Genomic DNA, 11,756 nt, shown 5'->3' on the forward strand with positions numbered 1-11,756 from the left:
TCAGGCCTGCCAGAACGCCAAAAGCTCGGCCCGAAACCGCTCCGGCCCATCGAGATTGCCGCAATGGCCCGCCTCGGGTAGCCTGACGAGGCTCAGGCGGGGCTTCTGCTGCAAGGCCCGCAGGCACGGGTCGAGCGCCCGGTTGACGCCCCGGTCGCGCCCGCCCCGCAGGATCAGCATGCGCCCCTCATGGGCGAGCGCAGCGCCGAGCAGGTCGTAGCGGCGCACATTACGGGCGATGGCCTCGCCCACCATGGGATCGAAATCGGCGAGGAGGCGCGCGACTACGACCCGGCCCTCGGGCGCGCGTGTCGTGCCCCAGGCCGTGGTACCGGCGAGCAGGCGCTGCCCCAGCAGCCGATAGAGCAGCGGAATGCCGGTCGCGGCCAGCACCGGCAGGTCGAGCCGGGGGGAGGTGCCGAACATCGCAAAGCTGGCAAACACATCGGGCCGCGCCGCCAGCAGGTGCAGGCCCAGGATGCCGCCCAACGAATTGCCCACCCAATGCACCGGCCCCGCCCCGGCATCGGCGAGAACCGCAAGCAGATCGTCCGCCATGACGGGGATGGCGAAGTGTCCGGCCTCGCGCGGCACGGAAGGCGATCGTGAGGCGCCATGGCCGCGGAGGTCGGGCACGAGCACGCGATAGCCCTCGACGGCGAGCGCCTCGGCGTCGCGGGCAAATTGCAGCGCGCCGGCGCCCAGCCCATGCACCAGCATCGCCGTGCCTCTGGTCGCGGGCCCGCCATAATCGGCATAGGCGATCTCGGCGCCATCGCGTGTCGCGACTTGCCGCAGGGGTGGCAGGGTCGCGATGGATAAGGGCATGGCGGGCTCAGGCGCTGGGCAGGACGGATAGCTGCGACACCGGCCCGATCGCGGCCCGACGCCAACGCCATTGTCGCATGCCACGGGGGCGTCTGCCTATAGCGCTCCTCCCCGCCGCCTCGCGATCACCGGCACGGCACCTCAGTCGGTTGCGAGCCGCCTCAGGATCAGCGCGGGGCGCGTGCCCAGCACCCGCCAGATGGTCATTGCGCCCAGAACCGCCGTGAGCGCAACCGCACCCACATTGACGAGCATCAGCACATGCGGCTCGACGGTGAACCGCACGGCCAGCAGCACGCTGGTGATCACATAGGCGAGCCCGATGCCGAGCGGCGTGGCGATGATCGCGGCGAAGGCGGCGAGGATCAGGAACTGGATCACCACCGCTCCCACCACCTCGAAGCGGCGCGCGCCCAGAACCTTGGTGATCACCGCATCGGCTTCGCGCTGGCGTCGTCCGGTGGCGAGGCTGCCGATCAGCACCAGGAGCCCGTTGGCCACAGCGAGACCGCCCACCAGCACCGCCGCAAAGGAAAGCTGGCTCAGCGCGCTGGTGATCTGTTGCAGGGTGGCCCCGATGGCGATGAAGCGCACATCGGGCAGCGCCTGCGCCAGGTCGCGCTCGAGCGCCTGCTCGCGCCCCGGCACCGCCGTCACCGCGCCGAACAGCGTGGCGGGATAGGCTTCGAGCAGGCCGGGCGAGAAGGTGGCGAGGAAATCGATGCCGCCCTGCCAGGAATAATCGCGGAAATTGGCGATCTCGGCGCTGATGGTTTCCCCGAAGATCTCGAACCGGATCGTGTCGCCCAGCCGCACTCCGAGCCCGTCCCGCAGGCTCTGGTGCAGCGAGACGAGCGGCGCACCGGCATGATCGGCGGGCCACCACACCCCCTCCACCAGCCGCGAGGTGGTGGGCAGGGCCGTGCGATAGGTGATGGGTACTTCCCCGGACATGAGGAACGCCGCTTCCGGGCCGCTGGCGGCAATTGCCGAGGCGGGCCGGTCGTTTATGCCGGAAAAGGCGGCGCGCAGCATGGGCGTAGCGGTAAAGAGCGCGATGTCGCCCTCGGCATCGGCCATGGTCTCGAGCGCCGCGACCTCGTCGGAAAAGAGGTCGGAGGCAACGAGGGTCGGGGCATCGAACACCGAGGCGCCGAGGAATTCCTGGCGCAGATTGGCCTCGAGAACCAGCACCACCACCAGCATGGCGAGCGCCATGCCCACCGATACCACCACCGCCCCAGCATTGGAGCCCGACGAGGCAATGGCCGAGAGCGCCCGGCGCAGCAGCGCAAAGGACGGCTCGGGCAGGCGGCGCAGTCCGCGCTTGGCGAGGTTCACCGCCACCTGTAGGATCACGACGGCGCCCGCCGCAGCGAGCGCAAAGGCAAGCACTAGCAGCGTATCGCCGGTCATCAGCACGGCCAGCCACGCAATGCCCAGCCCCGCCACCAGAAGCGGCAGCACGCGGTGGCTGCCCAGCATGCGCCGCCAGTCGATGGGCGGCGCCGCAAGCCCCTTGGAGCGAAAGAGCAACACGGGCGAAATCGCCTGCGCCTGCTGCAGCGGCAGATAGGAGAACGCGAAGGCGATGAGCAGCCCCACCCCTGCCGCGACGGCCAGTGGCTGGATGTGCAGCGTCGCGCTGAGGTTTATGCCCACGGCCTGGCCCACGGCCGGCAGCACGCCCCAGGCTGTGCCGCCACCCACGAGGAGGCCGAGGCCCACCCCCACCAGTGCCAGCATCGCCACCTGCGAGAAGAAGTGGATGAACACCCGGTTGCGTCCCGCGCCGATCGAGCGCAGCACCGCGATGACCCCGGCCCGCTCCCCGATATAGGCCTGGATGCCGGTCCACACGCTGACCCCGCCGATCAGCAGCGAGGCGAGCCCGACGATGACGAGATAGGACATGAAGAGATCGTAATAGCGCACCATCGGGCCCAGCCCGTCGCGGGCCGAGCGCACCGTCCATGCCGGATCGGCAAGGGCCTCGGCGACGGCGACCTTGCCGGCCTCGGCATCCATGTCCTCGAGCGCCAGCTTGTAGCGAAAGAACGTGCCCAGGCCCGGCAGCGGCGAGGTGCGATCTGACAGCAGTGCCAACCCTTCAATCGTGATCAGCGTGGTCGAGCCCAGGCGGAAGCCGCGCACGGCTGCATCGGGCAGCCCGTCGAGCTCACCGCGTACCGCGAAGGGCGTACCGCCAAGAAGGAAGGTATCGCCCACCGAGATGCCCAGCTCGTCCATCATCAGGGGATCGACGAGCGCGCCCGGCACGCCGTCGACGGCGCTCAGCAGGTCATGCACCGGCGTGCCCGCAACAACCGACGGGCTCGAAACCGAGCCGAAGAGTGGATAGAAACTGCCGATCGCCATCAGGTCGACAAAGGCCTCGGCCGTGCCATCCTCGGCCTCGGCCCGCACATTGGTATCGATGACGCGCGCGATGCGGCCGAACCCTTCGAGCACCGCCAGCTCTTCAGGCGTGGCGGCGCGGTCCGCACGCGAAAGCTCGACATCCCCGCCCATCAGCACGGCGGCGTCGCGTTCCACGGCCTCGGTGATGCTGGCCCCGACCGAGCCGACCCCGGCAATGAGCGCCGTGCCGACGGCAAGGCAGGCCACCAGCAGCCCGAAACGCCTGAGGTCGCCCCGCATGTCGAGCAGGCCGATGCGGATGGCGGCAAGCAGCGCGCGCATCAGCCCTTGGCCTTCGTGGTTTCGGTCAATTCGCCCTGCGTCATGGTCACCACGCGGTCCGCGCGGTCGGCAAGGCCGGGGTCATGGGTGATGAGCACCACGGCGGTGCCCTGCTTGCGGGCCAGCCCGAACATCAGGTCGATGACCTTTTCGCCGGTCTTCTGGTCGAGATTGCCGGTCGGTTCGTCGGCCAGCAACAGCTTGGGCCGTGCCACCATGGCGCGGGCCAGCCCCACGCGCTGCTGTTCGCCGCCCGAGAGCGCCGACGGCCGGTGATCGAGCCTGTCGCCCAGCCCCACGGCGGCGAGCGCGGCGGCCGCCGCCTCGCGTGTCTTGGCGAGGGGCATGCCCGGTGATGCGATCTCCATCGCCAGCCCCACATTGTCGAGCGCCGAAAGCGAGGGAATAAGATGGAAGCTCTGGAACACGATGCCCAGCGTCTTGCGGCGGAACACGGCCAGTTCGTCCTCGCTGAGACTGCCCAGGTTTTCACCCGCCACGGTGACGGCGCCGCCCGTGGCGCGCTCGAGCCCGGCCAGCAGCATCAGCAGCGAGGTCTTGCCGCTGCCCGAGGGGCCGACAATGGCCACGACTTCGGCGGGCTGCACAATGAGATTGATCTTGCGCAGGATGTTGAGCGGGCGCCCCGCCACATCGAGCGTATAGTCGACATCCTTGACCGTAATGATCGGCGCGAGGGACGAATTTGCTGCACTCATGGTCAAATCGATCCCGGACGCGGTTTTTTGACTTGCAGTTAACGACGAAGACGGATTGCCTGTCGGCGCTGCAGGGGTCCCTTCCGAGGCCGGCATGTCGTTCACGGGCTTGTCCTTTCGAATCGGCGGCAGGCATCGTTCCGCCGCTGCTGGCCGGCAGGTTAACGCCAAATCCGCTCGGGACCCTCGCAGATTCGTGAGGTTGATGGGAAGCAAACTGCGTCATCAGGGATCAAGTGACATGACCAAGACAGTCTTTCGCGCCGTTGCGGCCACCATGGCGCTGAGCCTGGCCACGGCCTTCTCGGCCCCGGCCCTCGCCGGCCCTGCCGAGATGGCGCTGCTCGAATCCTATGTCGGGGAATGGCGCGGCGAAGGCGTTACGCGCGGCACGGAAAAACCCGAAAGCTTCCGGTGCCGCCTCACCATTTCCAAGGGCAACCAGGCGCGCATCAACTATGCCGGCCGCTGCTCGCTCGCCAACATGAACCTGTCGGTCTCGGGCACCATCCTCTACAGCGACCAGAACCGCCGCTACGAGGCCGCCATGAGCTCCAATGCCGGCTTCACCGGCATCGCGGTGGGGCGCCAGCAGGGCGATCGCATCCGCTTCGACCTCGCCGAAAAGCAGCGCGACCGTGGCGGCAACGACGTGCGCATCGGCTCGGCCATCAGCCTCGCCAATTCCGGCATCACGGTGGATTTCGAGGTGGAGTTCAACAATTCCGGCCAGGTCATCACCTCCAGCGTGCCGTTCGGGCGCTGATCGGCGGCCCCCGCCAAAAGGCTTAGTCGGAATGGTCAATTGCGGCTGGGAGCCCTATCCGGGCATGTCCTGAGGCGTTCACTGCCAGAGGGATCGACCATGCCTGCTCCCAATTCGAGCGTCGCCGCATTCGTGGCGGAGATAGCGGCCCTGTGCAAGCCGGCCGCCATTCACTGGTGCGATGGCAGTGAGGCCGAATATTCCGCCCTCTGCGCCCGGCTGGTGTCGGAGGGCACGCTGATCCCCCTCAATCCGGCAAAGCGCCCGAATTCCTACCTCGCGCGCTCGACGCCCGACGATGTGGCGCGTCTCGAGCACCGCACCTTCATCTGCACCACCGATGCCGCCGAGGCCGGCCCCACCAACAACTGGCGCGAGCCGGTGGCGATGCGGGCCGAGCTCAATACGCTATTGGATGGCGCGATGGCCGGCCGCACGCTTTATGTGCTGCCCTTCGTCATGGCGTCGGGCACGCCCATCGAGATGTTCGGCGTTCAGGTCACCGATTCCGCCTATGTCGCCGCTTCCATGCACATCATGACCCGCATGGGCGCCGATGTTCTGGCGCGGATGGAGGGCAAGCCCTTCGTGCGCTGCGTACATTCGGTCGGCGCGCCGCTCGCCCAAGGCGAGACCAGCTCGTCCTGGCCGAGCAACCCCACCCACAAATACATCGCCCACTTCCCCGAAACAGCCGAGATCATGTCGTTCGGCTCGGGCTATGGCGGCAATGCGCTTCTGGGCAAGAAGTGCCTCGCCCTGCGGCTGGCCTCGGTCGAAGCCCACAAGTCGGGCTGGCTCGCCGAGCACATGTTGATCGTCGGGCTCGAATCGCCTGAGGGCGAAAAGGCCTATGTCGCGGGCGCCTTCCCCTCGGCCTGCGGCAAGACCAATTTCGCCATGGTCGAACCGCCCGAGGACATGAAGGGCTGGACGGTGAGCACGGTGGGCGACGACATCGCCTGGCTCTTTGCCGGCCCGCGCGGCGAACTGCGCGCCGTCAATCCCGAGGCGGGCTTTTTCGGCGTCGCCCCGGGTACGAGCGCCAAGACCAACCCGGTGGCCATGGACATGGTCGGCCATGACTGCATCTTCACCAATTGCGCCCTCACCGAAGATGGCGATGTGTGGTGGGAAGGCATGGGCACCCCGCCCGACCGGCTGATCGACTGGCAGGGCCGCCCCTGGACGCCCGATGCCGGCCGTCCCGCGGCCCATCCCAATGCCCGCTTCACGGTGCGCGCCACGAATTGCCGCACGCTCGATGCCAACTGGAATGCGCCGGAGGGCGTCGAGATTTCGGCCCTGCTGTTCGGCGGCCGGCTGTCGAAGACCTTCCCGCTGGTCTTTGAGGCGCAGGACTGGGCCGAAGGCGTGCTCTGGGCCGCAACTCTCTCCTCGGAAGCGACAGCAGCTGCCGAAGGCCAGGCCGATATCCGGCGCGATCCCTTCGCCATGCTGCCCTTTTGCGGCTACAACATCGCCGACTACATGGCCCACTGGCTCGCCTTCAAGGACAAGCTCACGGTCGACGTTCCGATCTTCCGCGTCAACTGGTTCCGCAAGGACGAGAACGGCCGCTTCATCTGGCCGGGCTTCCGCGAAAACACCCGCGTCCTGCGCTGGGTCGTCGAGCGCGCGCGTGGCCGGGTCGAGGCCCGCTCGGGCCTTCTGGGCGGCTTGCCGCGGCACGAGGACCTCGTGAATGGCTCGGGCAGCATCGATGCGGCGCGCTTCGATATCCTGATGGCCTCCGACCCCGACGAGATCCGCGCTGAGCTCGAAGGCCAGAAGCGACATCTGGCCGGCATGGGCGAAGCCCTCGATGGCCCCTTCGCCCCGTCGTACCGGCATATCCACGACCGGCTCGACGCGGCAGCCGCGACGCGGCATTAGCATTTCGAGGCAGCGGACACCGATCCGCTGTCACATCCTCGCGATATGAACGGGCGGCATCATCACGGTGTCGCCCGTTCAACTTTTGTTAACATCCTGGATGCAGAGCAGTCTGGAGCGCGCTTCGAAAAAATGACACCAGTGTCGCGGTGAAGCCACTTGGCACGGGTGGGTTTCAGCGGCTTTGCCGTCGAAGCCTGCACTGAAAGGCTTCGACGGACAAAAGCCCGCCAGAGGCGCGTCCGGCAAGGAGAGACAATGTCGATCGCACTCGAACCTGCTCGTCCCTTCGAGCCCATCCGCCGCAGCGAAGCCGAGCGCCTGGACGCGCTTCAGGCCTATGACATCCTCGATACGCCGCCCGAGCCCGAATTCGATCGCATCACGCGCCTGGTCACCCGGATTTTCGACGTCCCCATCTCCACCGTCACGCTGGTCGATGCCGACCGGCAGTGGTTCAAGTCGATGCAGGGGCTGAGTATCTGCGAAACGCCGCGCAGCGAATCCTTTTGCGATCATTCCGTGCAGGCCAACGCGCCCCTGATCGTCGAGGACGCGCGCGAAGATCCCCGCTTTGCCGAAAATCCCCAGGTCGTGGGGCCGCCGCATATCCGGTTCTATATCGGCGCGCCGCTGCGCACCCTCAAAGGCCATGTGCTGGGCGCGCTCTGCGCCATCGACAGCACGCCGCGCAAGGCCAGCGCCCGCGACATCGCCATTCTGACCGACCTCGCCGACATGGTGGTGGAGCAGATCGAGTTGCGCCAGACCGCCGCTGTCGATGGCCTGACCGGCGCGCTGCGGCGCAGCAGCTTCATCGACAGCGCAGCTACGGCCATGCGCCAGACGCGCGCGCGCAACGAGGCCCTGAGTTGCCTGCTGCTCGATGCCGACCATTTCAAGCGCATCAACGACACAAGGGGCCATGCCGCCGGCGATGCCGTGTTGCAGGCCATCGTTGAATCGTGCCGGTCAGTTCTGCGCTCGAGCGATATCATTGGGCGGTTGGGCGGCGAAGAATTCTGCATCATGCTGCCGGGCGCCGACGAGCGCCGTGCCCTCGGCGTGGCGCAGCGTCTTCAACATGCCATTGCCGCACTGCCGGCTACGCAAGGCCATGGCGTGACCGTCAGCATCGGCATCAGCAGCGCCGGGCCCGCCCATGGCGATCTCTCTGCGCTGATCTCGGCTGCCGATTGTGCGCTCTATGCCGCGAAGGGCAGGGGCCGGAATTGCACGGTGGTTTCGGGCCGCGACGATCTGTCCGGGTAGACTGCCGGCGATTAGGCTAGGGGCCTCGGCGTCTTATCGGCAGTCCGTGATGCGTTCGCGGCTCACGCAGAACTGCGCGGTCGTGGGACTGAGGCTGATCCAATAGTCGATCGATCGGCGGACATTCACGTTGCGAAAGTCTCACTCGGCGCTGGAACGGTCCCAATGGCAGTCAAGCGGAATTGCGGATGTAGCTCCGCATGAGTGATGACGAGCGCGCTGGCTGGATTTAGGCATGCACGCCCCCGTCCCCCCGTGCTGTGGACGCAAAAAAGCCCCCGGGATTTATCCGGGGGCTTTTGGGTTGTCAGAGAAGAGATTGTGTTGTGTTTTTGGCAGACCTGGCGGCGACCTACTCTCCCAAGTCTTGAGACTTAGTACCATTGGCGCGACGGGATTTAACGGTCGAGTTCGGGATGGGATCGGGTTCTGGGCCCCGCGCGATAACCACCAGATCGGCGAAAAACACAACTGGTGAATTCTGGTTTTGATGATCCTTTGGTGCAGTGCCGTTTGGCGCTGCGGGCATTGATTAATGAGAACGATCAAGCCGATCGAGCTATTAGTACCGGTCAGCTTCACACATTGCTGCGCTTCCACATCCGGCCTATCAACGTGGTGGTCTTCCACGGCTCTGATAGGGAATACTCGTTTTAAGGGGGGCTTCCTGCTTAGATGCTTTCAGCAGTTATCCCTTCCGCACATAGCTACCCTGCACTGCGGCTGGCGCCACAACAGGTCCACCAGAGGTGCGTCCATCCCGGTCCTCTCGTACTAGGGACAGCTCCTCTCAATATTCCGACACCCACGGCAGATAGGGACCGAACTGTCTCACGACGTTCTGAACCCAGCTCACGTACCACTTTAAATGGCGAACAGCCATACCCTTGGGACCTGCTCCAGCCCCAGGATGTGATGAGCCGACATCGAGGTGCCAAACACTGCCGTCGCTATGGACGCTTGGGCAGTATCAGCCTGTTATCCCCAGAGTACCTTTTATCCGTTGAGCGATGGCCCTTCCACACGGGACCACCGGATCACTATGACCGACTTTCGTCTCTGCTCGACTTGTCAGTCTCGCAGTCAGGCAGGCTTATGCCATTGCACTCGACGACCGATTTCCGACCGGTCTGAGCCCACCATCGCGCGCCTCCGTTACCTTTTGGGAGGCGACCGCCCCAGTCAAACTACCCACCATGCGCTGTCCCGGATGCTGTTACATCGCGGTTAGACAGTCATGACGATAAGGGTGGTATCTCATCTTGCGGCTCCACCAGAGCTAGCGCCCTGGCTTCAAAGCCTACCACCTATCCTGCACATGCCGACACGAATGCCAGCGCAAAGCTATAGTAAAGGTTCATGGGGTCTTTCCGTCTGACCGCGGGAACCCCGCATCTTCACGGGGAATTCAATTTCGCTGAGTCGATGCTGGAGACAGTGGGGAAGTCGTTACGCCATTCGTGCAGGTCGGAACTTACCCGACAAGGAATTTCGCTACCTTAGGACCGTTATAGTTACGGCCGCCGTTTACCGGGGCTTCAATTCAATGCTTGCACATCTCCTTTTAACCTTCCGGCACCGGGCAGGCGTCAGACCCTATACGTCGTTTTGCAACTTCGCAGAGCCCTGTGTTTTTGATAAACAGTCGCCACCCCCTCTTTTGTGCCACCCCATACCGGTTGCCCAATATGAGGTCACGCTTATCCCGAAGTTACGCGTGCAATTTGCCGAGTTCCTTCAGCATCGTTCTCTCAAGCGCCTTGGTATGCTCTACCAGTCCACCTGTGTCGGTTTAGGGTACGGTCTATGTCGGTGGAGCTATTTCCTGGAACCGGCTCACTGCATCCCCAATCCGATAAGGGGATACAGACCCGCGCGATCCGTCACTACCACCAGGCCCACGAATATTAACGTGGTTCCCATCGTCTACGCGTTTCCGCCTCGACTTAGGGGCCGGCTAACCCTGCGCTGATTAGCATTGCGCAGGAACCCTTGGACTTTCGGCGAGAGTGTCTCTCACACTCTTTATCGCTACTCATGTCATCATTCGCACTTCCGATACCTCCAGGAGCTCTCACGAGTCTCCCTTCGCCGGCTTACGGAACGCTCCGCTACCGCTTGCATGTAAACATGCAAACCCTAAGCTTCGGTGCGTGGTTTGAGCCCCGTTACATCTTCGCCGCAGGAACGCTTGACCAGTGAGCTGTTACGCTATCTTTAAAGGATGGCTGCTTCTAAGCCAACCTCCTGGTTGTCTAAGCATTCCCACATGCTTTCCCACTTAACCACGACTTGGGGACCTTAGCTGTAGGTCAGGGTTGTTTCCCTCTTGACGATGGACGTTAGCACCCACCGTCTGTCTCCCGGATAGTACTCTTGGGTATTCGGAGTTTGGTTAGGTTTGGTAAGTCGGTGAGACCCCCTAGCCCATCCAGTGCTCTACCCCCCAAGGTATTCGTCCGAGGCGATACCTAAATATCTTTCGCGGAGAACCAGCTATTTCCGAGTTTGATTAGCCTTTCACCCCTAGCCACAAGTCATCCCCGTCTTTTTCAACAGACGTGGGTTCGGCCCTCCAGTAAGTGTTACCTTACCTTCAGCCTGCTCATGGCTAGATCACTCGGGTTCGGGTCTAATCCGTCTAACTTCGCGCCCTATTCAGACTCGCTTTCGCTGCGCCTACACCTAACGGCTTAAGCTTGCTAGACAGACTAAGTCGATGACCCATTATACAAGAGGTACGCCGTCACCCAGGACAAACCTTGGGCTCCGACTGTTTGTAAGCATCCAGTTTCAGGAACTCTTTCACTCCCCTCGTCGGGGTGCTTTTCACCTTTCCCTCACGGTACTTGTTCGCTATCGGTCGCATGCGAGTACTTAGGCTTGGAGAGTGGTCTCCCCATGTTCAGACAGGATTTCACGTGTCCCGCCCTACTCGAGGACCTATGGGCTTTCTACCGGTACGGGGCTCTCACCCACTATGGCGGACTTTTCCAAGTCCTTCCCGTTCTTACCCACAGGCCACTGGCCTGGTCCGCGTTCGCTCGCCACTACTAACGGAGTCTCGGTTGATGTCCTTTCCTCCAGGTACTTAGATGTTTCAGTTCCCTGGGTTAGCTCCCTTTCGGGTGACCTAAATGGTCGGGTTGCCCCATTCGGAAATCCTCGGATCAAAGCTTATTCGCAGCTCCCCGAGGCTTATCGCAGCGTATTACGTCCTTCATCGCCTGCATGCGCCAAGGCATCCACTAGATGCTCTTAAGGCACTTGATCGTTCTCATTATCAATGCCCGCAACCCGCCCGACCCCTCTTGTAAAGGTACGGGCAGCCACGGGACCGAACGATAATCCACGCCATCACGGCGTGGCTTTTGATCGGTCAGATCAAAAAAAACCAGAATTCACGTGGCGCGCTGTCTCTCCCCGGGGTGCGGGTCAAACAAGCAGCGAGCCATCTCTTCACGATGTCGAAAGATCCGGACGCCTCACCGCTCAATCGCGATGAACAGCATCCAAACTTGCTCTCTGAACCAAGCGACAAAAACAAACAGTAGATCTAGGAAGTGCATCCC

The 11,756-nt window shown here is 63.7% G+C and carries 6 protein-coding genes and 2 rRNA genes; 3 read left to right on the forward strand and 5 right to left on the reverse strand.

What is annotated here, in order from left to right; genetic code table 11:
- From BT183_RS18475 to BT183_RS18485, 3 genes are all read right to left on the reverse strand, one after another.
- A complete protein-coding gene (locus tag BT183_RS18475; protein WP_072346201.1) occupies positions 1 to 828 on the reverse strand; it encodes an alpha/beta fold hydrolase in 828 nt (275 codons plus the stop codon).
- A gap of 141 nt (positions 829 to 969) precedes the next feature.
- Positions 970 to 3,531: an ABC transporter permease gene (locus BT183_RS18480; RefSeq protein WP_072346203.1), complete on the reverse strand. Its 2,562-nt coding sequence runs from the start codon at positions 3,529 to 3,531 to the stop codon at positions 970 to 972.
- Entirely contained in the window at positions 3,531 to 4,250 is a 720-nt protein-coding gene (locus BT183_RS18485) for an ABC transporter ATP-binding protein (protein ID WP_072346205.1), read from the reverse strand. The genes BT183_RS18480 and BT183_RS18485 overlap by 1 nt, the downstream gene beginning before the upstream one ends.
- A 241-nt stretch (positions 4,251 to 4,491) precedes the next feature.
- On the opposite strand from BT183_RS18485, the gene BT183_RS18490 reads away from it, so the two are divergent.
- The 3 genes from BT183_RS18490 to BT183_RS18500 all read left to right on the forward strand — a co-directional run bounded on the left by BT183_RS18490 (position 4,492) and on the right by BT183_RS18500 (position 8,184).
- Entirely contained in the window at positions 4,492 to 5,016 is a 525-nt protein-coding gene (locus tag BT183_RS18490) for a heme-binding beta-barrel domain-containing protein (protein ID WP_072346207.1), read from the forward strand.
- A gap of 99 nt (positions 5,017 to 5,115) precedes the next feature.
- Positions 5,116 to 6,912 carry a phosphoenolpyruvate carboxykinase (GTP) gene (locus BT183_RS18495; protein WP_072346209.1) on the forward strand — a complete coding sequence of 599 codons (1,797 nt, stop codon included), beginning with the start codon at positions 5,116 to 5,118 and terminating at the stop codon, positions 6,910 to 6,912.
- 258 nt (positions 6,913 to 7,170) lie between these two features.
- Complete coding sequence (locus BT183_RS18500; protein WP_072346211.1) at positions 7,171 to 8,184, forward strand: GGDEF domain-containing protein; 1,014 nt, start codon at positions 7,171 to 7,173, stop codon at positions 8,182 to 8,184.
- A gap of 339 nt (positions 8,185 to 8,523) precedes the next feature.
- Here BT183_RS18500 and rrf read toward each other — a convergent pair.
- Positions 8,524 to 8,639, reverse strand: a 5S ribosomal RNA gene (rrf, locus tag BT183_RS18505).
- Between the two features lie 86 nt (positions 8,640 to 8,725).
- Positions 8,726 to 11,457 (reverse strand): 23S ribosomal RNA (locus tag BT183_RS18510).
- Positions 11,458 to 11,756 lie beyond the last annotated feature (299 nt).

Origin of the sequence: Devosia enhydra, from assembly GCF_900119845.1 — a bacterium.
GTDB lineage: Bacteria > Pseudomonadota > Alphaproteobacteria > Rhizobiales > Devosiaceae > FPKU01.

Bases quoted from the DNA above. Each gene is read 5' to 3' on its own strand.
- BT183_RS18480 (WP_072346203.1), bottom strand. From the start codon at position 3,531: ATGCGCGCGCTGCTTGCCGCCATCCGCATCGGCCTGCTCGACATGCGG.
- BT183_RS18485 (WP_072346205.1), bottom strand. From the start codon at position 4,250: ATGAGTGCAGCAAATTCGTCCCTCGCGCCGATCATTACGGTCAAGGAT.
- BT183_RS18475 (WP_072346201.1), bottom strand. From the start codon at position 828: ATGCCCTTATCCATCGCGACCCTGCCACCCCTGCGGCAAGTCGCGACA.
- BT183_RS18495 (WP_072346209.1), top strand. From the start codon at position 5,116: ATGCCTGCTCCCAATTCGAGCGTCGCCGCATTCGTGGCGGAGATAGCG.
- BT183_RS18490 (WP_072346207.1), top strand. From the start codon at position 4,492: ATGACCAAGACAGTCTTTCGCGCCGTTGCGGCCACCATGGCGCTGAGC.
- BT183_RS18500 (WP_072346211.1), top strand. From the start codon at position 7,171: ATGTCGATCGCACTCGAACCTGCTCGTCCCTTCGAGCCCATCCGCCGC.